The organism is Gordonia metallireducens, from assembly GCF_021245825.1.
Lineage (GTDB): Bacteria > Actinomycetota > Actinomycetes > Mycobacteriales > Mycobacteriaceae > Gordonia > Gordonia namibiensis.
In genome coordinates this window covers 213,345-237,899 of the sequence record NZ_JAJQJP010000026.1, presented here as the reverse complement: position 1 = coordinate 237,899, position 24,555 = coordinate 213,345, and the positions used below count along the sequence as shown (strand labels likewise).

Here is a 24,555-nt window from a genome sequence, read left to right as displayed (position 1 = left end):
TGCGCATATTGCTCAGTCTCGACGACAAGTATTGCGCAAACAGACTGGCATTGCTGGACTGTGAGCACACCTTCTCGTAAAACCGGCCAGCCCCGACGGAACACGACCCCGTAGGCGACCCGGATTTCGCCCTGCCGGCCGCGACCGATCCGTCGCCGCCGAGGGGGCGTCGGTCAAACCGTCACATCCGCACGCCGTGCCGCGGTTCGCGTGGGTGGTGTCCGAAAGTGAGTTCCCGTGCCCCAGTCCGCATTTCTCGATACCGTCGCCACACCGCCGTCGCTCGGCGACGCGGTGACGCCCGAACAAGCAGCGCTCGAGTCGATCCAGCAACGTGTGCTCTGGCTGTCGACCTCGATGATCCACCACGCCAACCGGGTTCGGCCGAATCCCAGCGGATTGAAGGTCGGCGGACACCAGGCGTCGTGCGCGTCGATGGTCTCGATCATGACCTCGCTGTGGTTCGAACACCTGCGCCCCGGTGATCGCGTGTCGGTGAAACCCCATGCGTCGCCGGTGCTCCACAGCATCAACTACCTGCTCGGCGAGCTCGACGAAAAGTACCTGACCACGCTCCGCGAGTTCGGCGGCCTCCAGTCCTACCCCAGCCGCGCCAAGGACCCGGACACCGTCGACTACTCCACCGGCTCGGTCGGCATCGGCGCGACCGCCCCGATCTGGGGCGCCATGGCACGACGCTACGTCGACACCCACGTCGGCGACACCGGCCGCGGCCGGCAGTACTCGCTCGTCGGCGACGCCGAACTCGACGAGGGCGCCGTCTGGGAGGCCATCCTCGATCCGGGGATCGCCGATCTCGGCGAAGTGGTGTGGATCGTCGACCTGAACCGTCAATCACTGGACCGCGTCGTGCCGAACATCGCCGCCCGTCGCCTCGAGAAGATGTTCGAAGCGGCCGGTTGGCAGGTCATCCCCGTGCGGTTCGGTCAGCTGCTCGAATCCCTCTTCGCCCGTCCCGGTGGCGACGCATTGCGGTCCCGCATCCTGCAGATGCCGAACCCGGAATATCAGCGATTGCTCCGCTGCACCGCGGACGAGGTCCGTGACCGTCTGCCCGGCACGGGTTCCCAGAGCGCGAAGATCGCCGAACTCGTTGCCGCACTGGACGACGCGACCCTTCTGGCGGCGGTCCGCAACCTCGGCGGTCACGACCTGCAGGCACTGTCGCAGGCGTACCGGCAGATCGACGACACCCGCCCGACGGTGATCATCGCCTACACCATCAAGGGTTACGGGCTGCCCACGCAGGGTCACCCCCAGAACCATTCGGCGCTGCTGACCGTCGAGGAGTACCGGCAACTGGCGGCGACCCTCGGGACGGACCCGGAACAACCGTGGGGTCGGTTCGCCGACGACGCCCCGGCAGGCCGGCTGTGTGCCGCTGCGGCGCAACGCCTACAGCGGGAACCGGTGCCTTCCTTGCCCGACGTCGAGATCCCGGCCGACTTCGGTCGCACCCCGAAGGGCACCAGTACAACCCAAGCCGCGCTCGGTCGGTCGCTGCTCGACCTGACCCGCCAATCACCGGATGCGGCAAAGCGTGTGGTCACCGTCAGCCCGGACGTCAGCTCGACCACGAATCTCGGCGGCTGGGTGAACAAGGTCGGCGTCTGGTCGCCCACCGAGCGGCACAACTGGTTCGCCGACGATCCCGAGACGATCATGCACTGGAACGAGCGGCCCACCGGGCAGCACATGGAACTCGGTATCGCCGAGACCAACCTGGTCGGTCTGATCGGCGAACTCGGTGCCACCTGGAGCCGCTGGGGACAGCCGCTGCTGCCGATCGGCGTGCTCTACGACCCCTTCGTCGAACGCGCCCTGGAACCGTGGTCGTACGGCATCTACGCCGGCGGCCAGTCGATCCTGGTCGGCACCCCCTCCGGGGTCACTCTCGCGGCCGAAGGCGGTGCGCACCAATCGATCAAGACGCCGTCGATCGGTCTCGAGCAACCGGGTTGTGTCAGTTACGAACCGGCGTTCGGGATCGACGTCGAATGGACTCTGCTGGCTTCCCTGTCCCGGCTCGGCCGCCCCGACGGCACCTCGGCGTATCTACGGCTGTCGACCCGTCCGGTCGATCAGTCCCTCGCCGCGGTGCCGACCGATCCGGCCGCGCGTGAACGCCGCCGCCGCCAGGTCGTCGCCGGCGGTTACCCACTTCGACGGAGTGAGAGCGCACAGGTGACGGTCGTCGCGATGGGGGCCCTGGTCCCCGAAGCACTGGCCGCCGCAGATCGTCTGCAGCAGCAGGGAATCGACGCCGACGTCCTCTGCATCACCAGCCCCGGACTCCTGTTCGAGGCCTGGCAGGCGCGCCAGGGGCGGGGCAACGGTGAGAGCTGGATTCTCGATCAACTCTTCCCGGGCGACCGTGCCACCCCGATGGTCACGGTCCTCGACGGGCATCCGCACACACTGGCATTCCTGGCCGGTATCAACCGGGTGCACAGCACCAATCTCGGTGTCTCCCGGTTCGGTCAGGTCGGCTCCCTCGACGACGTCTACCGACATCACGGCATCGACACCGACAGCATCGTCTCCGCCGCCCTCGACATCCTGCCCTGATCGAACGACAAGACCCCCGGTACCCGCATGCACGGGACCGGGGGTCTTCTCGTCGAAACCGGAAGCGCTACAGCGCTTTGAGTTCCTCGATGACGCTGTCGACACTCTTCTTCGCGTCACCGAACAGCATCGAGGTGCCGTCGGCGAAGAACAGCGGGTTCTCGATACCGGCATAACCCGAACTCATCGACCGCTTCAGCACGATCACCGACCGCGCCTCGTCGACGTTGAGGATCGGCATGCCGTGGATCGGGCTCGACGGGTCGTTGCGGGCGGCTGGGTTGGTGACGTCGTTGGCGCCGATCACGATCGCGACATCGGTACGGCCGAACTCGCCGTTGATGTCGTCCATCTCCTTCATCGCGTCGTATTCGACGTCGGCCTCGGCCAGCAGCACGTTCATGTGCCCCGGCATACGACCGGCCACCGGGTGGATGGCGTACTTGACCTCCACGCCCTTGGCCTCGAGCAGGCTCGCCATCTCCTTGACCGCATGCTGTGCCTGGGCCACGGCCAGACCGTAACCGGGCACCACGATCACCTGATTGGCGTAGGCCATCTGGATCGCGGCGTCGGCGGCGGAGGTGGCCTTGACCGTGCCGCCCTCGGCGCCGGGACCACCGGCGGCCGCGGCGTCGCCGCCACCGAACGAGCCGAACACGATCGCCGGGATCGACCGGTTCATCGCCTTGGCCATCAGGTTGGTCAGGATCGAACCCGACGCGCCGACGATCATGCCGGCCACGATCAGCGCCGTGTTGTCCAGCGCGATACCCGCCGCGGCGGCCGACAGACCGGTCATCGCGTTGAGCAGCGAGATCACCACGGGCATGTCCGCACCGCCGATGGGGAACACCACGAACAGACCCATCACGCCGGCGGCGAGCAGCAGCCCGACCATCCACCACACGCTCGCCCCGCCACCGTCGGTGGCCTGCACGCCGAGGTAGATCGCCAGACCCAACGCGACCAGCAGCAGCACGATGTTGGCGGCTTGGAACAGCTTCGCGTTCGCCACGAAGGTCTTCTCCAGACCCTTGGGCATGATCTCCTGCAGCTTCGCGAACGCGACCAGCGATCCCCAGAACGAGATCGAACCGATGATCGCCGCGATCAGCGAACCCACCACCAGCGGCGAGGCCGGTTCGGTGTTGTGGAAGACCGAGAACCCGGAGGTCTCGATGAACTCCGACCACGCGATCAGCGCAACCGTGCCGCCGCCGACACCGTTGAACAGTGCCACCAGCTGCGGCATGGCCGTCATCTTGGTCTTCAGCGCCGGCGGGATACCCAGCACCACACCGAGAACCAGACCGATCACGATCAGGATCCAGTTGATCGTCGGCACGCCGACCGTCGAATGACCATCCTCGCCGACCGCGCCCGCGTTGTAGATGTAGAGCAGCGTCGCCGCCACCGCCAACCCCATACCGGTCGCGGCGATCCAGTTGCCGCGCACCGCGGTCTTCGGGCCGGTCAGACCCATCAGGCCGTAGATGAAGAGCGAGAAGGACACGATGTAGAGCGCCATGACCAGGTATGACAGGCCTTCGCTCGGGGTGTGCGCGCCTGCGGCGAGCACCAATTGCGAGCCGATCACTTGGCGGCCTCCTTCTTACCCTTGAACATGCCCAGCATCCGGTCGGTGACCGCGAAGCCACCGATCACGTTGAGCGTGCCGAACACCAGCGCGACGAACGCGATGATCCGCACGCCCCACCCGGCATCGGCAGGGAGCTTGCCCAGCACCACCAGCGCACCGAGCACGACGATGCCGTGAATGGCGTTCGTGCCCGACATCAATGGGGTGTGAAGGGTGTTGGGAACCTTCGAGATGACCGCGAAACCCACGAACCCGGCCAACACCAGGATCGCGAGATTCGCCAGAAGTCCGGAGTACATCAGGCCTTCACCTCCTGCTGACCGTCATTCGGCCCGCTCGCTTCGTTCCCGGCGCCGGGTTCACGGGTGACGCACGCGGCGGCGAGCACCTCGTCGTCGAAGTCCGGTGTGATCGCGCCGTTGTCGTCGAGCATCAGCTCGATCAGGGCGAGGAGGTTCTTCGAGTACAGCTCGCTGGCATGCTCGGGCATCGTCGCCGGCAGATTCAGCGGCGCGGTGATCGTCACGTCGTGCTTGACTACGGTCTCCCCGGGTTCGGTGAGCTCGCAGTTGCCGCCGGTCTCACCGGCCAGGTCCACCACGACGCTGCCCGGCTTCATGCCCTCGACGGCAGCCGCGGTCACGAGGCGCGGGGCCGGACGACCCGGGACCAGCGCGGTGGTGACCACCACGTCGAAGCCCTTGATCGCGTCCTCGAGTGCCTGTTGCTGCTGCGCGCGTTCTTCCTCGGTCAGCTCACGGGCGTACCCGCCCTCGCCGGCAGCGTCGATACCGAGATCGAGCCACTGCGCACCGACCGACCGGACCTGCTCGGCCACCTCGGGGCGCACGTCGTAACCGGTGGTCCGGCCGCCGAGGCGCTTGGCTGTGGCGAGCGCCTGCAGACCGGCCACACCGACACCGAGCACCAGCACCGTCGCCGGCTTCACCGTGCCCGCTGCCGTGGTGAGCATCGGGAAGAACCGCGTCGACAGATCCGCCGCCACGATCACCGACTTGTAGCCGGCCACGTTGGCCTGCGAACTCAACGCATCCATCACCTGTGCGCGGGAGATACGCGGGATCGCCTCCACCGCGTAGGCCTCCACGCCCGCTGCACGCAGGGCACCGATCTTGTTGTCGGCATTGCGCGGCGCCAGGAAACCGATCAGCTTCTGCCCGCTGCGAAGCTTGCCGATCTCGTCATCCGACGGAGGCGACACCCGCAACACCACATCGGCCGAATACGGATCGCCGATCGTGGCCCCGGCTTCGGTGTACGCCTCGTCGGGGATCAGGGCGCCGAGACCGGCCCCCGACTCCACCACGACGGGCACACCCTTGCCCACCAGCGAGGCGGCCACCTTCGGGACGAGCGCCACTCGGCGCTCTCCCGGGGCCGTCTCGCGCACGACACCCACTGTCATAACTCTCACCCTGTCTGGTGGCGACGTCTGTCGACGCCGCCTTGTTTTCGGCGCCTGTCGTCGGCGCACATGTGTAGAACGTCGTAACCTGCGTGCAAATCGTGCAGCTCTGCCATGTGTCGGCGGAGCGGACGACCTGACGCAGGTCACGAAGTGCGCGGGCTCCGACAGCGATGACTGTCACCCGGCTCACATATAGAGGCTGGAAGAAGATAACACGAGGTCTCAGCGCAATCTCAGCGGAGTCGGATACCTCACTCCACCCTTGACAAGTCGATTCATCATGATCTTTCGGGATACTCGCCGGTAGCTCGAATCCGTTGGAACAGATCAGGTAACGGTGTATCTACGCTCGTCGAGCCCGGTCGCGCCGTCGGGTGCAGGAGACTGGTACCGCTCGACCTGCGGGCGCCCCTGTTTGTCGATCGCACGGCATGTGACCGTGTGGTCGCCTTTGTCCGCTTGCCACGTGAACTTCCACTGTCGCCAGGTGTCGTCGCTGTACTGGGTCGAGAGCTCCGCGGGCTGCCACGGCCCGTCGTCGATCCGGACCTCGACGCGCTCGACACCTATGCGCTGCGCCCATGCGGTTCCGGCGATGACGACCTCACCCGCGGGGTGCGAGGTACCCCGGGCCGGACGATCGATCCGTGAGGCCAGTTTGATGGGTCCGAGCGCCGACCATCCGCGGTCGGTCCAGTACGCCCGGGCCTCGGAGAACCTGGTGATCTCCCAGTCGACGACCCACTTGGTCGCCGACACGTACCCGTACAGACCGGGGACCACCTGCCGGACCGGGTATCCGTGTTCGATCGGTAACGGCCCACCGTTCATGCCGACCGCCAGCAGTGCATCGCGGCCGTCGGTGATGTCCGAAATCGGTGTGCCGCAGGTCCATCCGTCGACACTGGTGGACAACAGCATGTCGGCCCCGGGGCGTACGCCGGCAAGGTCGAGGACTTCTTGCATCGGCACGCCGAGCCACCGGGCGTTGCCGATCAGGTCTCCCCCGACGTCGTTGGACACGCACGCCAGCGTCACGAACCGTTCGGTCATGGGCATCGCCAGCAGGTCATCCCAGGTGAGGGTCACCTCCCTGTCGACCTCTCCGTGTATTCGCAGTCGCCATTCGACGGTGGTGAGCGTCGGGACCTGGAGCGCGGTGTCGATCCGGTAGAAGTCGTCGTTCCCGGTGATGAAAGGCGTTGCGCCGGAAAGGTTCAGCTCGGTTCCGGGCGGGATCGGCGGGGCCGGGTCGACGGGTTTCGGCAGCAGGATCCGCGCGCGGTCGGCCAACGTGCTCGCGGTGTCGGCGAGCATACGACGGCCGATGACGCCGATCGCGACGGCGGCCACCGCCACACCGCCTGCAGCGAGGACGAATCGCCGTGAAAGAGGCTGACGGTCAACATCTTCCGCGTCCCCGTCGACGAACCGCGGCGGCTCGTCGGCGAGCTGGGCCAGCAGCAGCCTCAGTACGACGACGCCCACGACTCCGGCGAGGATCGAAGGCAGCGCATAGGTCCACGACGCACCCGGCCGGTTCACCGCCGCCAGCACGCCGACTGCTGCGAAGACCGCGATGATCGCGGACCCGAGCGGTGGACGGCGCCGCTCGAGGTACCCGCAGGCGCCGGCGATCGCGGCGATGATGAAGCCCATCCCGACGAAGAGGGCGACCTTGTCGGCGATGCCGAAGGTCTGAATGGCCCATTCGCGGACCGCCTGGGGCGAGTGGTCGACCACCGACGAGCCGACCGCGAAGTACGGCGACGCGTCCGGCGACACCGGGACCGCGGCGATCTCCCCCGCGGCCAGCCCGGCACCCACCGCGACGAGTCCCGCCACCCAGGGAGCGGCGTCGTGTGCGCGGGGGTCCGACAAGATGGTCACACTTCTTGATACCGGAGTTCGCGCACATGGCGGCGGGTCCGCACCGGACGCCGACTGTTCATCCGACGATCGATCGGCTGACCTGCTGTTTCGGTCACGATCCGGCGACCTCCCGCTGAATGGTCACCAAGACTAGAACAGGTTCTAGTTTGTCCGCTAATCTGGCCGCATGGCTACCAGTACCGAGATCCCGGAGACCGTCGCCCTCGAATCGGTGACCGAATTCTCCGACGAGGTCGACGTCGTCGTGATCGGATTCGGCATCGCGGGCGGATGCGCCGCCGCGGAGGCCGCAGCGAACGGCGCGCGCGTCCTGCTCATCGAACGCGCCGCCGCGGCCGGCGGCACCACCTCCCTGTCGGGAGGCTTCTTCTATCTCGGTGGCGGCACCGCCGTCCAGAAGGCGACCGGCCAGGACGACTCGCCCGAGGAGATGGAGAAGTACCTGACCGCGGTGTCCATCGACCCCGAGGTCGACAAGATCCACGCGTACTGCGTCGACAGCGTGGACCACTTCAACTGGCTCGAGGGGCTGGGCTTCACCTTCGAGCGCAGCTTCTACCCGGAGAAGGCCGTCATCCAGCCCGGCACCGAAGGCCTGATGTTCACCGGCAACGAGAAGGTGTGGCCGTTCAAGGACCAGGCCGTCCCTGCTCCGCGCGGCCACAAGGTGCCGGTTCCCGGTGAGACCGGTGGCGCCTCCCTGGTGATCGACCTGCTCGTCAAGCGTCTCGGCGAACTCGGCGTCGAGGTCCGTTATGAGACCGGCGCACGGCAACTCGTCGTCGACTCCGACGGAACCGTCGCCGGCGTGACCTGGAAGAAGCCCGGCGAGGAAGGCGTCATCCGCGCCACCTCGGTGATCATCGCCGCGGGCGGCTTCGTGATGAACCCCGAGATGGTCGCCGAGCACACGCCGCACCTCGCCGAGAAGCCGTTCGTCCTCGGCAACACCTACGACGACGGCCTCGGACTGCGCATGGGCCGATCGGTGGGCGCCGAACTCAAATACATGGACAAGGCGTTCATCACCGCGCCGATCTATCCGCCCGCCAGCATGGTCATGGGCGTCATCGTGAACAAGTTCGGCGAACGGTTCGTCACCGAGGACTCCTACCACGCCCGCACGTCGGGATTCATCATGGAGCAACCGGATTCGGCGGCGTTCCTCATCGTCGACGAGTCGCACATGAACCCCAAGCAGAACTACCTGATCCCGCTGATCGACGGCTGGGAGACGATCGAGGAGATGGAGCGCGATCTCGGCATCCCCGAGGGCAAGCTGCAGGCGACCATGGCCCGGTACAACGAGAACGCCGCGAAGAAGGAAGATCCCGACTTCCACAAGGCGGCCGAGTTCCTCGAACCTCAGGACAAGGGTCCGTGGGCTGCCTACGACCTCTCGCTCGGCAAGGCGATGTACGCCGGCTTCACGATGGGCGGCATGGCCACCTCGCTCGACGGCGAGGTGCTCGACGAGTCCGGGTCGGTCATCAAGGGCCTCTACGCCGCTGGCGCGAGTGCCACCAACATCGCCCAGGACTGCAAGGGTTACTGCAGCGGAACGCAATTGGGAGAGGGATCGTACTTCGGCCGACGCGCCGGTCGTCACGCCGCGCGAAGGTGACCTCGCGCGCCTGAGCTGGTTTCGATACGGTTCTCGCCTAGCGGCTCGAACCTACTCAACCAGCAGGACGCATACCCGCTGGTTGAGTAGGGCCGAGGCGCCAGCCGAGGTCCGTATCGAAACCAGGCTGCCAACCGGTCTTTGTGGGCGGTTGTCAGCGGGCCGGGGAGAATCTGCGCAACCGCAGGCTGTTCCCCACGACGAACACCGAGGAGAGCGCCATCGCGGCCCCGGCGATCATCGGGTTGAGCATCCCGGCGGCCGCCAACGGGACCGCGGCGACGTTGTAACCGAAGGCCCAGAACAGGTTTCCCTTGATCGTGCCGAGGGTTCGACGCGCCAGCCGGATGGCGTCGGCCACCACGCGGAGGTCACCGCTCACGACCGTGAGGTCGCCGGCCGCCATCGCCACATCGGTGCCGGTGCCCATCGCGAGACCGAGGTCGGCCTGCGCCAGTGCGGCGGCGTCGTTGATGCCGTCGCCGACCATCGCGACCACGTGACCCTGCTCCTGGAGTTCGGCGATCACCTCGAGCTTGCGCTGCGGGCTGACCCCCGCGGTCACGTCATCGATCCCCACCTCTGCCGCAACAGCTTTCGCCGCACCTTCGTTGTCGCCGGTGAGCAGCTTCGGCGTGAGTCCCAGGCGCCGGAATTCGGCAATGGCCTCGGCCGACGATGCCTTGATGCGGTCGGCCACCGCGATCACGCCGGCCGGAACCGGTTCGGACGCATCGTCGTTCGCGTCGCCGACGAGGACGACGACCGCCGTCGCACCACCTGACTCGGCAGTCGACACCGCGTCCGCGAGATCGGCGGGCATCGGCACGGTCACCTTGCTGGGCGAGAGGACCCGAACTCGCCTGTCACCCACGGTGCCGGCAACACCGGCGCCCTCGGTGGACACGAAATCCCGCGCCTTCTCCGACACGTGCTCACGACCCGCTTCGACGACGGCGCGGCCGATCGGGTGCTCCGACCCCGCTTCCACCGCAGCCGCCCACGCGAGGACCTCTGACTCGTCCCGCCCCTCGGCGGCGGTCACCGTCGACACCGACATGTCGCCGGTGGTGACGGTGCCGGTCTTGTCCAGCACGATGGTGTCGACGCGTCGGGTCGACTCCAGCACCTCGGGCCCCTTCAGCAGGATGCCCAGCTGTGCGCCGCGGCCGGTGCCGACCATGAGCGCGGTCGGCGTGGCGAGCCCGAGCGCACACGGACAGGCAATGATGAGGACCGCGACCGCCGCGGTGAACGCGAAGGTCACGTCACCACCCGCGAAATCGTCCAACGACGCCGCCCCGAGCCAGAAGCCCAGCGTGGCAACCGAGATCGCGATCACCGCGGGGACGAACACCGAGGAGATGCGGTCGGCCAGGCGCTGCGCGTCGGCCTTGCCCTCCTGCGCGGCGGCGACCATCCGTGCCATCTGCGAGAGTGCGGTGTCGGAACCCACCGCGGTCGCCCGGACGACGAGCAGTCCGCTGGTGTTGACGGTGGCGCCGATGACCGCGTCGCCCGCGGTCACCTCGATCGGCACCGACTCCCCGGACACCATCGACGCATCGATCGCCGACGCGCCGTCGACCACGACGCCGTCGGTCGCGATCTTCTCGCCGGGACGCACCAAGAATTCGTCACCGACCACCAACTGGCCGATGGGAATTCGGCTCTCGACACCGTCGCGTCGGACCACCACGTCCTTGGCCCCGAGGTCCATCAGGGCTCGCAGTGCGTCACCGGCGCGCCGTTTGGACCGTTTCTCGAAGTAGCGCCCCGCGAGCAGGAAGGTCGTCACGCCCGCGGCTGCTTCGAGATAGATGTGCGACGCCCCGTCGGTGCGTTGGGGAAGCAGGTCGAACCCGTGGGTGAGGCCTGGCGTCCCGGCGGTACCGAGGAAGAGCGCGTACAGCGACCAGCCGAACGCGGCGAGCGTGCCGACCGAGACCAGGGTGTCCATCGTGGTCGCGCCGTGACGCAGGTTGATCCATGCTGCGCGATGGAACGGGTAGGCACCCCACACAACGACCGGCGCGGCGAGCGTCAGGGACAGCCACTGCCAGTAGGTGAACTGCCAGGACGGGATCATCGCGAGCGCGATCACCGGCACCGACAGCACCACCGAGACGATCAGCCGTTGCCGCAGCGCGTCGAGTTCCGGGTCCGCCGTGGGCGCGGTGTCGGTCGTATCCGCCGCCGACCCGGCGGGCGGGTCCGGCAGGACCGGCGCGGCGTCGTAGCCGGCGGCGCGGACCACCTCGATGAGGTCGCCGGCGGCGAGACCGGTAGAGACCTCGACGTGGGCGCGTTCGGTCGCATAGTTCACCGAGGCGGTGACGCCGTCGAGTTTGTTCAGTTTCCGCTCGATGCGGTTCGCACACGACGCGCAGGTCATGCCGGAGATGTCGAGGTCGACCAGTTGCAGGCCGGGAGTCGCGGACATCAGTGGTCACCTCCGTGTGTCGTGTCGCCATGTGGGGTGGAGTCCGGGACAGTCGTCTCGACGACGCCGTGCGAGGGTGCGTCGTGGGACACCGGCTCGGGTTGCGGTCCCCATGCCCGGCCGACGCCGAAGGCGATCGCGAAGGCGGCGATCAGCGCGACGACGTAGACCAGGGGACCCTTGGGAATGCTCATGTCACACCAGTGAGTACCCGGCTTCGGCGACCGCTCCGGCGATCTCCTCGCGCGGGATCTCGCGGTCGGCGACGACGCGCACCGCTCCGTCCTCGAGGGTCACGTCGACGCTGGTCACACCGGCGATCTCCTCGATCTCCTCGCGGACGGAGGCGACACAGTGGCCGCAGGTCATCCCGGTGACGGTGTAGTTGCTGGTGGTGCTCATTTCTTCTCCTCTTCTCGCTGTCTTCGCGGTGTGGCTGGTCGGTCGGTGTCAGGACTTCACGAGTCGGGCGATCGCGGCCATGGCCTCGTCCACCTTCTCCTTGCCGGCGGCGTCGCTCTCCTGCGCGGCGTGCACGACGCAGTGGGCCATGTGCTCCTCGAGCAGACCCAGGCTGACCGCCTGCAACGCCTTGGTCATGGCGGACACCTGGGTGAGGATGTCGATGCAGTACGAGTCCTCTTCGACCATGCGCTGCAGCCCGCGTGCCTGGCCCTCGATGCGGCGGAGACGCTTGAGATAGTCGTCCTTGCGGCCGATGTAGCCGTGCTGGTGCTCGTCCATGTCGCTCCTGTTGTGACGGGTACCCCTCAGGGGTATGCCTCACCAGGTATACCATCGTTCGCCTGCCAACGGTACCCCCCTACCGTATGAGGTCCGGGCCGGCCCGCACCGACTCAAGCGCAACACGAAACCCCGACGCGTGACGGGCGTCGGGGTTCAGGGGTCCGCGTGAGCTACGGCCGCAGGGCGGCGGCGAGGCGTGCCAGGGCTACGGCGACGTCATCGAGGGCCGCGCTGATCTCGGCGCGACGTGCGGCTTCCGCTTCGGAGATCTCCGATGCGTGGTCGGTCACCTGTGCACCCGGGACGCCGACGGGCGGGACGACGGCCCCCTCCGCCGGGGAGAGGTCCGGAAGCGCCGGCGCGGCGTGAGCCGGTGTCGCCGGGTTCGCCGGCTCCGGCGTCGGCGCCACCGGGCCGGGTCCAGCGGGATCGGGCACCGCCGTGTCGGGTGCTGCCGTTGTGGGCACCGCCGGGCCGGAGATGTCCTGGCCCGGCGCGTCGGACCGGTGGCGTCGACCGTGGTAGTCCTCGGAGACCGCTGGTTCGGCGTTGGTGGACCGACGGCCGCCGCGGTATCCCGACCCGGGAGTCGGTTCGGGCGTCACCCCGTGAGCGGGCTCGGAAGCAGGGTCACCGGCCGGCGGAGCGGGCGGTTGATGCGAGTCCGGCAACCGGTGCGACCCCATCCGCTGGGGATTCGGGGTCGGGGGCTGCGGACCCGTCCGGCCCGAACCGGGCGCAGGTCGTTGATGATTTCCTGCTCCGGCACCCGACATCACCGACGGGGCGTGCCCGTTCGAGTGTGCAAAGAAGTGAGGCCCGCCGTGGCCGACGAAGAAGACGCACCCGACCCCTTCCGGCGACGGGACGGGGCACGGGTTGCGTTCGATGAGCGACTGGGCGCGATCGTCGAAGTCGTTCCATTCCAGCCAGAGGCGACGATCGTGCCTCGGGTGGGTGCTTGCATCCGTCGCGTGATTCCCGCGATGGCCGATCGCGAGACGACATTGCAGCAACCAATCGGAGTCACCCGACAGTCCCAGCGCCGCCCGTTCGGTCGGCCGGCACACCACCGTCGACCAACAGCCTTCGCCGTTCATACGGACTCCCCTTCATACCTGCAGTGCTTCACGTCTACGCGCGCCATCCAGCCATGCCACGCCGGTCTTCGCAGTGGTTCTCGAGTGTTCGCCGAACTCGGCTCGCCCCCCGGCAAGCGCCACGGCGTCCCCGATGGCCGCGGTGCTGTGAAGATCCCGGGCGTCAGTCTACGAAGGAGGCCGGTCCGGTGTCACCCTGTTCGTCCCCGCGCGTCCCGGCGACAAACATCACGATCCGGCGATTCACCTCCTCCGGGCGATCGAGATGGAGGAAGTGCCCGGCGTCGGCGATGACCGCGGTGGCACTGCCGTCGGGCAACACGCCGCGCACGTGGTCGGTCAATCTCGACTGCATGCAGCCGTCGTCGGCGCCGTGCAGATACAGCGTGCGGCAACGGGGTTCGCGCAACCAGTCGCGGCTGAGGTCGGCGTAGCGGGCGTCGATCCGTGGCCGGAGCATCGCCCGGTAGTAGCCCAGGACGGCCGCGCGATGCTCGCGCGTCGGTAGCGCAGCGAGGGCCCGATCGACGTCAAGGTCGTAATTCGGCCGCGGCGTGCCGGGGCGTCGTAACCGCCAGCGGCGCCACAGCAGGGGGATCAGCCAGTCGAGACTCCGCTCGGGCAACCAGGGCAACTGGTTGAATCCGATGTACCAGCTCATGGTCGCCTGCCGCGCCAGAAGTCGAACCGCACCCGGGCCCTCGGCGACCGCGCTCCGGATCGCGGGAATCGGCGGAACCGACATCGCGACCACCGCCGAATACGGGTTGTCCGACCGATGGGACAGGGCGTTGACCGTCAGCGCACCCCAGTCGTGCCCGATGAGCACCGCGTCGGGTCCGGCGCCGACCGCCCGGTGGATCTCCCGGGCGTCGTAGGCGAGGGCTGCGACGTGAAAGTCCTTGTCGCGCGGGATGTCCGACGGTGCGTATCCGCGGGTGAACGGCGCGACGACGCGATAACCGGCGGCGACCAGTTCGGGGGCGAGCAGACGCCATGTCCACGCCGAATCCGGAAAACCGTGGAGACACACCGCGACCGGGCCGTCGACCGGACCCCACTCCAGCGCGTGGAGGGTGATGTGCCCGAGGTCGATGGTCTCGTGCCGTGGGGCGTCCGCGGCGTCGGAGTCGTCGTGGGCTTCGGCGTCGCGCGCGTCTGGTGAGCTCTGGGTCATCGGCGCCAATGTATCGCTGGAATCCGACGACCGCATCTACTTGTGCCCTCGGGTGCGCGGCGCGGGCGTCCTCTCAGACCGCGATGCCGGCGAATCCCGACTCGCGGATCTCCCCGTCGACGAGGCGAAAGGTGTGGGATTCCGCGACCTCGGCCGTCAGCGGGAAGTCTGTCCGGACGTGAGCGCCACGCGACTCGGTGCGAGCGGTGGCCGCCGCGATGACCGCCGACGCGGTCAGTGTGAGCGCGGCGTCCTCGACCTCGCGAACCGTCGCGGGAACCCGCCGCGGCGCCCTCGCGATCGTCTCGGCCGCGTGCGCCAGCCCGTCGGCGGATCGGCGAAGAGCCACCCGTCGCGACATCGTGTTCTGCAGCAGATCACGGTCGAGGATCGGCACCGGTCCGGGTGTCGCGACGGGACCGGTGCCGGCCGGCCGCAGGTCACGTCGTCCGACGGCGACCGCCGCGGCCCGTCGACCCATGACGAGCCCCTCGAGCAGGCTGTTCGATGCCAGTCGATTGGCCCCGTGCAGGCCGGTCCGCGCGACCTCACCGGCGGCCAGGAGTCCGTCGACGGCGGTACGCGCCTCGTCGTCGGTCACCACGCCACCGCAGAGGTAGTGGGCACCCGGTACGACGGGGATGCGGTTGCCGGCCGGGTCGAGACCGGCCGACCGGATTCCGGCGCTGACCGTCGGGAAACGCCGCTCGAAGTCGGGCACCCCGCTGATGTCGAGGTAGACGCAGGGGTGCCCGGTCAGCTCGATGGCGGTCTCCACGGCGTTCGCGACCACGTCGCGGGGCGCGAGGTCGCTCATTGGGTGCACGCCGTCGGTCACCGAGCGTCCGTGCACGTCGACGAGTCGACCGCCCTCCCCTCGCACGGCCTCGCTGATGAGCGTCCGACGTCCACGGGCACCCGGCGTGTAGAGCATCGTCGGGTGGAACTGGATGAATTCGAGGTCGGCGACGTGCGCACCTGCCCGCAACGCGAGCGCGATGCCGTCGCAGGTGGCACCGGACGGGTTGGTCGTCGCCGCGTAGAGATGACCCGCACCGCCGGTGGCGAGCAGGACCGTCGGTGCATCGACCACGCCCCACCGGTCGTCCTGCAGATAGGCCACCCCCGCGACCCGGCCGTCGTCGACCCGGACCTCCGTGACGATCGCGTCGTCGAGGAAACGGATGGACTGCCCGGCGCCGACTTCCCGCTGAGCGACGGCGTCGTTGAGCGCTCGCTGGATCGCGGCACCCGTCGCATCACCGCCGGCGTGGATGATCCGTCGCACCGAGTGGCCGCCTTCCCGCGTGCGAAGGAGCTGGCCGTCGGCGTCGCGATCGAAGTCGGCGCCCCACCCGATCAGCGCGGAGACCGATGACCACCCGTCGGCCAGGATCGGGCGCGTTGCCGCGGGGTCGGTGAGGCCACCGCCGGCGGCGAGCGTGTCGGCGAGGTGCAGATCGATCGAGTCGACGTCGTCCGGACCGGTCGAGCGCACATCGGGCATGACCACCGCGACGCCGCCCTGGGCGTAGAACGTCGAGGTCGGTTGCTCCCCGCGGTCGGGACGCCAGCTCGGGCCCTTGTTGACCACGACGACCGACAGTCCGCTCTCCGCTGCGCAGAGCGCGGCGGTCAGGCCCGCGATACCGGCCCCGACCACGACGAGATCGGCACGGTCGGCGATTCCCGCGCCCGGTCCGTATGTGGACGTACTCATGTCATCCGCCTTTCGCCGGTCGTACTCTGACAACCCCGGCGAGGTGTTTTCGATTCCCAGTCGAAAACCCTACCCCGCAGCTCCCGATGACGGAATGTTTGATCACACCTGTCCGCGGAAACCCCGACCAGCATGAAAACGCTCTGGTTCGACCCGGCGAACGACTCCGATCACGCCGGACTCCCCGACGTGCGCCCCGAGACCACCCCGTTCGGGACTGTCGACACCTATGACCGGATCGTCGTCGGCGGTGGCATCACCGGCCTGACCACGGGACTCCTGCTGGCCCGGGCCGGACAGAAGGTCGCCGTCCTCGAGGCTCGCCACATCGGCGCCGCCGCGACCGGCCACACCACCGGCAAGCTGTCGCTGCTGCAGGGCACGCGGTTGTCGTCGATCTCGAGTCGGCACGGGAAGTCCGCGGTGCAGGACTACGTCGACGCGAACCGCGAGGGCCAGGCCTGGCTCCGGCACTACCTCACCCACCGGGGCCTGCAGGTCGACGAGCGTGCGGCGCTGACGTTCGCGGCCACCGCTTCGGGCGCGAAGACCGTGGAGAAGGAGTTCGAGGCCTGCCGGGCGCATGACATCCCGGTCGAACACGTCGACGTCCCGGAACTGCCGTTCGACGTCAAGACGGCCATCCGCCTCGAGGGGCAGGCGCAGATCGACCCGATGGTGGTGCTCCGCGCCCTCGCCGACGACCTGCGTGGCCACGGCGGCCACCTGTACGAGGGCGTCCGCGTGCAGGGCCTGCGCCACGGCACACCCCACACCCTCACCACCGACGCCGGGGACGTCCGGGCCGAGTCGGTCGTGATCGCGACCGGCGTCCCGTTCCTCGACCGCGCCGGGTTCTTCGCGCGGGTGCATCCACAACGCTCATATGCGGCGGCCTTCACCGTCGACGAGGAGATCCCGCGCGAGATGTACCTCGGCGCCGACAATCCGTCGGTCTCGCTGCGGACCGCGACCCGACCGGGCTACGACGGCGAACTGCTGATGGTCGGCGGCTTCGGTCACGAGGTGGGGCGTACGAAATCCGAACGGCAGCATGCCCTCGACATGATCGCGTGGACCGAAAAGCATTTCCCCACCGCCCGCATGGTGGCGCGCTGGTCGGCGCAGGACTACACGACGATCGACGAATTGCCCTACGTCGGACCGCTTCTGCCCAACATGGACAGTGTGCAGGTCGCCACCGGATTCGCGAAGTGGGGACTCACCAACGGTGTCGCGGCGGCATTGTCGATGGCCGGGCGCATCCTCGGTTCGGAACCCCACTGGTCCAAGACCGTTCGGCCCTGGCGCTCCTCCGAGATCACCAAGCCCGGATCGCTCGCCTCGGCGGCGTCGGCGAACGCACAGGTCGCGGCCTACATGGTGGGTGGTTACCTCGGTCTTCTCAAGCCGGCCAACTCCTCACCGGCCGAGGGCGACGGCAGTGTCGGACATTCCGGGGTCTCCCCGAAGGGGGTGTGCACCGTGGCGGGACAGACGCGGTCGGTCGCACCGCTGTGCACTCATCTGTACGGCGTGCTCCGGTGGAACGACGCCGAGCAGTCCTGGGACTGTCCGCTACATGGCTCGCGGTTCAGCCATTCGGGCGAGGTACTCGAAGGTCCCGCCACCCGAAATCTGTTCTCGCAGGACAAATCCGACGATTGAAAGGCAGCACGTCACGGCACGCCGAGAATCCGGCGGAACACCGGGCCGGTCACTGTCGCGACGGGGCGTTGCAGAGCGCCGGCCAGAAGCCGGACCCCGAGGTCGAGGGCCCGCGCATCGATCCCCACGAGGATTCGGTCGCGGTCACCCAGCACTCCGGCGAGGATCGCGGTCGCCGCGGCGTCGGGGTGGGCACCGGGTAGCCGCCGGTCGAACCCCGCGGTGACGTACTCCCGCACCGCCGGGTTCATGTACCGGGCCCGGCGGGCGATGGCGGTGTGCACGACGCCCGGGCAGACGATGTGGATTCGAGCTCGGGATCCGCTGCCGCGCAACTGTTCCTGCAAGCTCTCCGAGAACCCGCGAGCGGCGAACTTCGACGCCGAGTACGCGGATTGCGCGGGCGACCCCATCAGCCCGAATGCGCTCGAGGTGTTCACGATTCGTCCGCCGACGGCCTCGAGGTGCGGCAAGAACGCCTGCGTGCCGTTCACGACACCCCCGAAGTTGACCGCCATGATCCGCCGCGCATAGTCGTCGTCCTCGTCGATGATCGACGCGACCATGGTGATACCGGCGTTGTTGAACACCAGCGCGGGTGCACCGTGCCGTCGCGCCACCTCGTCGGCGTAAGCGGCGACCGCTGCGGCGTCGGCGACATCCACCTCGGTGGCCTCCGGTGGCACCCCGTGGCGTGCCACCGACCTCGCGGTCTCGTCCAGGGCCTGCGCGTCCACGTCGCTGATCAGCACCGGAATCCCCGCTGCGGCCAGCCGGTTCGCCAGTGATCGGCCCATGCCCGAGCCGGCGCCGGTGATGACGGCGCTCCGCCCCGCACACAAGCGGCGGAGGCGTTCGTCGGTGACTCGCGGATGCCAGACGTGGCCCAGGTTCAGGGAGACCTTCACTGCCTCGGTCTACCCGCGCGGTCAGATCCTACACCTTCGCCGCGTTTACCGCGCGGTCGGACGGGTACCCCTCCTCACCGTGGGCCGGCCGGCCCGCGCAGCAGTGAGGGGAGTTGGGACGAGTGTCGGACGCGATCGTGGTCGGCGCCGGGCACAACGGGCTCATCTCGGCCATCAGGCTGGCCGACGCCGGCTGGGACGTCACCGTTCTCGAAGCCGCCCCCGAGGCCGGCGGCGCCGTCAAGAGTGCCGAGCTGACCCCCGGTTACGTCACCGATCTGTTCAGCGCTTTCTATCCCCTTGCGGTCGCCTCCCCCGTGTTCGCCGACCTCGCGCTCGAAGAACACGGCCTGCAGTGGAGCCGGGCACCGCTGGCCTTCGGCCACCCGGCCGGACCCGAGGACGACGACGCCCCGGTCATCCACCCCGACGCGGCCGACACCGCAGCCCACCTCGCCACCTTCGACCGCCACGACGGTCAAGCCTGGCTCGACCTCGTCGGTGAGTGGGAAACTCTGCGACCCGCCATCGTCAACACCCTCTTCGGACCGTTTCCGCCGGTTCGGGCGGTCCTGTCCCTGTTGCGCTCCATCGGCACCGCGGAGGCGCTGCGCCTGGCCCGGTTCCTGATCCTGCCGGCCGACCGGATGGTGCGGGAACTGTTCCGCAGCGAGAAGGCCGGATTGCTCATCCTGGGTAACGCGTTGCACGCCGACATCCCCCTGAACGCCCCCGGAAGCGGGGTGATGGGATACCTGCTGACCATGCTGGGTCAGGACACCGGATACCCGGTTCCCGTCGGTGGGGCGAGCGCACTTTCGGCCGCACTCCGGCGGCGCGCGGAGAGTGCAGGTGCACAGATACATTGCGACACCCGGGTGACCGGGATCGACGTCCGAGGCGGCCGGGCGGTCGGTGTCGTCGACAGCGGCGGTCGGCGGTGGAAGGCCGATCGGGCCGTCCTCGCCGATGTGTCGGCGCCCGCGCTCTACACAGAACTGCTCTCACCCGGCGACGTCCCGTCTCGAGTGCTCGACGATCTGGAGAGGTTCACCTGGGACACCCCGGTCGTGAAGGTGAACTACGCGATCGACGGGAAGATCCCCTGGCGCAGTACGAATCTGGCCGGAGCGGGGACCGTGCATCTCGGGGCGGACGCGCGCAACATCGCCTACTCCACCGCCGACATCGAGACCGGCAACATCCCCGAACATCCTTTCCTGCTGTTCGGTCAGATGACCACTGCGGATGCCGGACGGTCGCCCACCGGCACCGAAAGCGCTTGGTCCTACAGCCATCTCCCCCGCGGGGTCACCGACGACGAGGCGGCTCGCCTCCTCGCCGCTCGAATGGACGCGGTACTCGAGGAACACGCTCCGGGTGTCTCGGACATGGTGGTCGGCCGCCACGTGCAGACCCCGCACGACCTGCAGAACTCCGACGCGAACCTCGTTCACGGGACCGTGAACGGCGGTACCGCACAACTGTTCCAGCAGTTGGTCTTCCGCCCTACGCCTGGCGCCGGTGGCGCCACGACACCCGTGGATCGCCTCTACCTCGCAGGGTCGGCCGCGCATCCCGGGGGCGGAGTCCACGGTGCCTGCGGCAACAACGCCGCCCGCGCCGCCCTCGCCTCCGATGGCCTGCGAGGGTTGCCACGAAGGACGTTGAGTCGCACCATCACCGGACACCTCACCAAGTCTCGAAACCACGACTGAACGGAGAACATCCATGAATCGGGTCGAACGCCACACATCCGCGACTCCCGCACAGGTCTGGTCGGTGCTGTCCAACGGCTGGCTCTACGCCTCCTGGGTGGTCGGCGCGTCACGCATCCGCGACGTCGACGCCAACTGGCCTCAGGCCGGATCGAAGATCCACCACTCGGTGGGCGTCTGGCCGGCGCTGCTCAACGACGAGACGACCTCGTGCGAATCGAAGGCCGGGCTGCTCGAGCTCTCCGCCGCGGGCTGGCCGTTCGGTCGCGCCCGCATCCGGATGACGATCGAGAAGGACGGCAACGGTTCCATCATCGGCATGGAGGAGTTCGTCGAGACCGCACCGTTGAAGTGGATCCCGCCGGTCGTGCAGCAGACGGCCATGTCTCCGCGACTGAACGAGTGCCTCACCCGCCTCGCGATGCTCGCCGAACGCCAGCCGAGCTGACGCAGGGACTCATCGGCGCCGAACCGGATGAACGCCCGACCTGTCCACATCTCTCGCCATCACCTGCACCCTCAAACCCTCGCCGGGCGTCGTCGACTACAAGGGCCTCGACGAGGTCCCCGAGCCGGTCGACAAGGCGACCCCCGCCGCAGCCCGCAATGCGGCCCATCTTGCCCTGGTGTGTCGGAGAGCGCCTTCCCTGCTCACAAGTGAGTGCGACGCACCACCTTGATCGTGTCCAGTGCGTCGTCCGCGGCGTCGGGCAGATTCATCCCCGCGTTCTTGCCGGTCCTCAGGTACTCGACCACCGACTCGTTCAGCACCTCACCGGGAACCACCACCGGGATGCCGGGTGGGTAGGGCGTGATCTGTTCGGCGGCCACACGCCCGGCCGCCTCGTCGTCCAGGGACACCGGCTCGGTGTCCCCGAAGAACGCATCTCGCGGAAGCATCCGGTTCTCCAACTGCAGCTCGACCGGCGACGGCTGATGAATCGTCCGGGGACTCTCGAAAGAGTCTGCGGCGGAGGAGAGATCTCTCAGCGCGCTCAGCAACCGATCCGCGGTGTCCTCGTCGTCGGCGTGGGAGATGGTCGCGAGGATGCGTCGGTGGTCGCTCATTCCGACGTCGACGCAGTGGTGCTCTCGCAGCCAGTCCGCGCACTGATAACCGCTGGCCCCGAGACCTCGGACATCGATGAGGACCTGCATCTCGTCGAGATCGTGGCTGGCCTCCTCGTGGATCAGTTCGTCGTGCATCACGGTCAGGCCATCGATCTCGTCGACGCTCCGACGGATACGGCGAGCCAGTTCGAGTCCACCGCCGAGGATTTCGCGACCGGATTCGACCATGTACCGGCGCCAACCGTCGAGCGCGGCGTAGATCGGGACACTCGGACTCGTGGTCATGAGCAGGTCTGCGCACTGGGACAGGCGGGAGCGGTCGATCAGGTCTCCCTGTACGTGGAAGACCGACCCCTGCTCGAATCCCGCGCCCATCTTGTGGACGCTGACGACACACACGTCGGCTCCGGCGTCCATCGCCCATGTGGGCAGCTCGTCGTGGAACGGCAGGTGCGCGCCCCACGCCTCGTCGACGATCAAAGGCTTGCCGTACTCGTGGCAGACGTCGGCGATGGCCCGGATGTCTGCGCAGGTGCCGTACGGCGTCGGACTGACGATGAGGAGGCCGGCCGCCTGCGGGTCCGTCTCCCACGCCTTGCGAACCTCCTCGGGCGACGGCGGATGCGTCAGGTGGAGGTTCTCGTCCCAGCGCGGCCGCACCCACCGTGGGCGCAGACCCGAGAAGATCAGCCCGGCGACGATCGACTTGTGCGCGTCGCGGGTGATGAGCAGCTCGCCGCCTTCGCCGCCGGCCACGGCCATCATCGCTGCCTTCACCGACAACGAACTGCCGCAGGTCGAGAAGAAGGCGAGTTCGGCTCCGACGGCGTCAGCCATCAACTCTTCGGCGTCGGGCAGGTAGGCGCTGGACATCCGTCGGTCGTCGAGACCGGGCGACGCGAGGAGATCCGATTCGAAGGCGGCCGCGCCGATGGTGGTCCGCGTCCGATCGTCGACGCCTCTGCCCTGACGATGACCGGGAGGCGTGTAACCGTACCGGTTGTCGCGACGGTACTTGTCAAGCGCCTCCAGGAGAGGTGCTCGCGATTGATCCAGAGACGTCATGTCGGGCTCCGATCAGTTGTGCCACTGAAACAGTCTCGGTTTCAGCTCGATTCGCTCATCTCGTTCCTTCGTGACGACTCCGCCGCGCGGCGTCGCAGGCGTTCCCGATAGCCGTACGTCGCCCGGAGCACGTCGTCGTGGCTGTCCGCGCTGGACCCCAACGCACCGGCGAAGATTCCCATCGAGGTCGCCAGCCAGGCCAGGTTGAAGTAGTTGTGCAGTCCCGCTTCGAATCCGAGTTGCGACGACAGGAAGGTCTCGTCGATCACGGTCATCGCGGCGACGAGGACCGCCACGAACAGACCGACGTAGAGGACCACCGCGCTGAAGACGACGGTGCAGACCGTGGCCGTGTTGTAGAGGCGGGCGCGGGGCCGGTAGGTGTCGGTGGTCTTCTCCCAGAGGCGGTTGTTGACAATCAGCCAGAGTGCCGCCAAGACCATCGACAGAACCGAGATGGCGGCCAGACGCCACGGGCTCAGCGCGTTGGCCATCGACCAGATGGTGGAGAAGAAGACGCCGAACGACGCCGCCGCGGCAGCTGCCGCCGTCATTCCGGTGAGCGTCGGGATCAGGCGCCACGGCCGGTTGCCGCGGACCATCCCCGCGGTCAACATCGCCCGCGATGAGAACCCCTGGGCCACCACGTATTCCGTGTCACCGTCCCGCTCGACGAGTAGGCCGCGAGACAGCTCGAACGGCTCGGTGGAGGAGTCCTTGAGCGAGGACACTACCGTCGCGAGCAGTTTGCCCAGACGTCGGCGGGGCGAGAGCCCGAGAGCGGGCAGGGAGATCACCGCGGCGCCGCGTTCCCGGTCGAGTTCCGCCAGGACAACGCTGTCCCGGGTACGACTGTCGCCGCCGCGCCCACTGAACAGGCGGGGCATCTCCGTCACGAACACCACGACATCGTCCGGGATGCGGTCGGATCCCCAGACGGTCTCCAGATCACCCCGTGGGGTCATCTGCAGGGTTGTGTCACGGGTGACGGTGACTCCGCGGTAGTCCATGCCGAACCGCTCGGCGATGCCGCGAATCCGATCTTCCCCGTTGGTGATCAGGTTCTCGGGCAACCCGTGTTCGGCCACCATGCGCAGACTCGAGATATTCCTGCCCTCCTGGCGCTCGACGGTTGTAAAATCCACCGACGGCTTCCTCGGCGCCGTCAGTCCGGCGGCTCGGGGTCCCCGGCGGCAGGGGACTCGAGGTCGTCCTCGTCGTCGGATGCAGAGGCCGGTTCGGCCGACGACGCCTTCTCGTCGGGTTCGTCCACATGCTCTGCTTCGAGTTCGTCGACCTTGCGGCGGGCGTCATCGGGGGTCTGGTCCGGTGTGCCGGTCTCGGCCGGCTCCATCGGCAACTCTTCGGACATGTAGGGCTTTCACCACCAATCCGTTTCGGGTATCCGTCAGATGTCCGGTTTCCCGGTATGGACGGCTTCCAAACTCCGCCGGACGGCCCCGCGATCAGGACCGAGGTGTGGGCCCCGGACGCCCCGGGTATGCGAACGTCATGACAGATGAACCACGCGGATCCATGGACCCGGCACCGGAAGAGACACCCGACCTCGAGGCCGGTGGCGGCGTCACCCCCGGCGACACCCCTCCCGACACACCTCAGACATCAGGCCTTTCGCACGAACAACCCGATCGGACCAAACGCTTCCCGGCCAGCGGGGTCGGCGCATTTCTGGGCGTCGGGCTGTTGGTCATCGCGATGATCGCGATCATCGTCGGCCTCATCGTGATGGTGTTCTGAGATCCAATCCGTTCCTCGACGGTCCGGAAGGATCGTCGAGGT

The 24,555-nt window shown here is 68.1% G+C and carries 21 protein-coding genes; 6 read left to right on the top strand and 15 right to left on the bottom strand.

The genetic code is table 11. From position 1 onward, the window contains the following. Window positions 1-237 precede the first annotated feature (237 nt). Entirely contained in the window at window positions 238-2,589 is a 2,352-nt protein-coding gene (locus tag LQD00_RS09905) for a transketolase-like TK C-terminal-containing protein (protein ID WP_406566996.1), read from the top strand. Between the two features lie 67 nt (window positions 2,590-2,656). On the opposite strand, the gene LQD00_RS09900 is transcribed toward LQD00_RS09905, so the two are convergent. The 4 genes from LQD00_RS09900 to LQD00_RS09885 form a co-directional block, all read right to left on the bottom strand. Further along, window positions 2,657-4,189, bottom strand: a complete 1,533-nt coding sequence (locus LQD00_RS09900; protein ID WP_232716963.1) for an NAD(P)(+) transhydrogenase (Re/Si-specific) subunit beta — start codon at window positions 4,187-4,189, stop codon at window positions 2,657-2,659. Beyond that, window positions 4,186-4,491: an NAD(P) transhydrogenase subunit alpha gene (locus LQD00_RS09895; RefSeq protein ID WP_006358004.1), complete on the bottom strand. Its 306-nt coding sequence runs from the start codon at window positions 4,489-4,491 to the stop codon at window positions 4,186-4,188. The genes LQD00_RS09900 and LQD00_RS09895 overlap by 4 nt, the downstream gene beginning before the upstream one ends. Next, window positions 4,491-5,618 carry a Re/Si-specific NAD(P)(+) transhydrogenase subunit alpha gene (locus tag LQD00_RS09890; protein WP_232716962.1) on the bottom strand — a complete coding sequence of 376 codons (1,128 nt, stop codon included), beginning with the start codon at window positions 5,616-5,618 and terminating at the stop codon, window positions 4,491-4,493. The genes LQD00_RS09895 and LQD00_RS09890 overlap by 1 nt, the downstream gene beginning before the upstream one ends. A 330-nt stretch (window positions 5,619-5,948) precedes the next feature. Next, complete coding sequence (locus LQD00_RS09885; protein ID WP_232717102.1) at window positions 5,949-7,502, bottom strand: molybdopterin-dependent oxidoreductase; 1,554 nt, start codon at window positions 7,500-7,502, stop codon at window positions 5,949-5,951. Window positions 7,503-7,680: 178 nt separating this feature from the next. On the opposite strand from LQD00_RS09885, the gene LQD00_RS09880 reads away from it, so the two are divergent. Further along, entirely contained in the window at window positions 7,681-9,138 is a 1,458-nt protein-coding gene (locus tag LQD00_RS09880) for an FAD-binding protein (RefSeq protein WP_232716961.1), read from the top strand. Window positions 9,139-9,292: 154 nt separating this feature from the next. Here LQD00_RS09880 and LQD00_RS09875 read toward each other — a convergent pair whose 3' ends face one another. The 7 genes from LQD00_RS09875 to nadB all read right to left on the bottom strand — a co-directional run bounded on the left by LQD00_RS09875 (window position 9,293) and on the right by nadB (window position 16,325). Beyond that, on the bottom strand, window positions 9,293-11,581 hold the full coding sequence (locus LQD00_RS09875; protein WP_232716960.1) for a heavy metal translocating P-type ATPase: 2,289 nt from the start codon (window positions 11,579-11,581) through the stop codon (window positions 9,293-9,295). After that, window positions 11,581-11,775 (bottom strand): hypothetical protein, encoded by a 195-nt coding sequence (locus tag LQD00_RS09870; protein WP_232716959.1) that lies wholly within the window; start codon window positions 11,773-11,775, stop codon window positions 11,581-11,583. Before LQD00_RS09870 ends, LQD00_RS09875 begins: the two co-directional genes overlap by 1 nt. Before the next feature lies 1 nt (window position 11,776). Next, entirely contained in the window at window positions 11,777-11,983 is a 207-nt protein-coding gene (locus LQD00_RS09865; RefSeq protein ID WP_154884023.1) for a heavy-metal-associated domain-containing protein, read from the bottom strand. A gap of 48 nt (window positions 11,984-12,031) precedes the next feature. Next, entirely contained in the window at window positions 12,032-12,325 is a 294-nt protein-coding gene (locus LQD00_RS09860) for a metal-sensitive transcriptional regulator (protein WP_005196646.1), read from the bottom strand. Window positions 12,326-12,498: 173 nt separating this feature from the next. Beyond that, the gene (locus tag LQD00_RS09855) at window positions 12,499-13,428 is read right to left on the bottom strand and encodes a hypothetical protein (RefSeq protein ID WP_232716958.1); all 930 of its coding nucleotides are present in this window, start codon (window positions 13,426-13,428) and stop codon (window positions 12,499-12,501) included. Window positions 13,429-13,591: 163 nt separating this feature from the next. Beyond that, window positions 13,592-14,605, bottom strand: a complete 1,014-nt coding sequence (locus LQD00_RS09850; RefSeq protein WP_232716957.1) for an alpha/beta fold hydrolase — start codon at window positions 14,603-14,605, stop codon at window positions 13,592-13,594. Between the two features lie 73 nt (window positions 14,606-14,678). Further along, window positions 14,679-16,325: an L-aspartate oxidase gene (gene nadB / locus LQD00_RS09845; protein WP_232716956.1), complete on the bottom strand. Its 1,647-nt coding sequence runs from the start codon at window positions 16,323-16,325 to the stop codon at window positions 14,679-14,681. Window positions 16,326-16,457: 132 nt separating this feature from the next. Between nadB and LQD00_RS09840 the strand changes: the two genes are divergently transcribed. Next, window positions 16,458-17,993, top strand: coding sequence for an FAD-dependent oxidoreductase (locus LQD00_RS09840; protein WP_232716955.1), 1,536 nt, complete (start codon window positions 16,458-16,460; stop codon window positions 17,991-17,993). Between the two features lie 11 nt (window positions 17,994-18,004). Here LQD00_RS09840 and LQD00_RS09835 read toward each other — a convergent pair whose 3' ends face one another. After that, on the bottom strand, window positions 18,005-18,901 hold the full coding sequence (locus LQD00_RS09835; RefSeq protein ID WP_232716954.1) for an SDR family NAD(P)-dependent oxidoreductase: 897 nt from the start codon (window positions 18,899-18,901) through the stop codon (window positions 18,005-18,007). Between the two features lie 122 nt (window positions 18,902-19,023). On the opposite strand from LQD00_RS09835, the gene LQD00_RS09830 reads away from it, so the two are divergent. Both LQD00_RS09830 and LQD00_RS09825 read left to right on the top strand, forming a co-directional pair. Continuing rightward, the gene (locus tag LQD00_RS09830) at window positions 19,024-20,619 is read left to right on the top strand and encodes a phytoene desaturase family protein (protein ID WP_232716953.1); all 1,596 of its coding nucleotides are present in this window, start codon (window positions 19,024-19,026) and stop codon (window positions 20,617-20,619) included. A gap of 13 nt (window positions 20,620-20,632) precedes the next feature. Then, window positions 20,633-21,067 (top strand): SRPBCC family protein, encoded by a 435-nt coding sequence (locus LQD00_RS09825; protein WP_232716952.1) that lies wholly within the window; start codon window positions 20,633-20,635, stop codon window positions 21,065-21,067. Between the two features lie 203 nt (window positions 21,068-21,270). Here the strand turns inward: LQD00_RS09825 and LQD00_RS09820 are convergent, their stop codons facing one another. The 3 genes from LQD00_RS09820 to LQD00_RS09810 all read right to left on the bottom strand — a co-directional run bounded on the left by LQD00_RS09820 (window position 21,271) and on the right by LQD00_RS09810 (window position 24,127). Next, window positions 21,271-22,746: an aminotransferase class I/II-fold pyridoxal phosphate-dependent enzyme gene (locus tag LQD00_RS09820; protein WP_454771247.1), complete on the bottom strand. Its 1,476-nt coding sequence runs from the start codon at window positions 22,744-22,746 to the stop codon at window positions 21,271-21,273. A 50-nt stretch (window positions 22,747-22,796) separates the two neighbouring features. Next, entirely contained in the window at window positions 22,797-23,846 is a 1,050-nt protein-coding gene (locus tag LQD00_RS09815) for a hypothetical protein (RefSeq protein ID WP_232717101.1), read from the bottom strand. Window positions 23,847-23,920: 74 nt separating this feature from the next. Further along, window positions 23,921-24,127 (bottom strand): hypothetical protein, encoded by a 207-nt coding sequence (locus LQD00_RS09810; RefSeq protein ID WP_232716950.1) that lies wholly within the window; start codon window positions 24,125-24,127, stop codon window positions 23,921-23,923. 140 nt (window positions 24,128-24,267) lie between these two features. On the opposite strand from LQD00_RS09810, the gene LQD00_RS09805 reads away from it, so the two are divergent. Further along, on the top strand, window positions 24,268-24,513 hold the full coding sequence (locus LQD00_RS09805; protein ID WP_232716949.1) for a DUF6480 family protein: 246 nt from the start codon (window positions 24,268-24,270) through the stop codon (window positions 24,511-24,513). Window positions 24,514-24,555 lie beyond the last annotated feature (42 nt).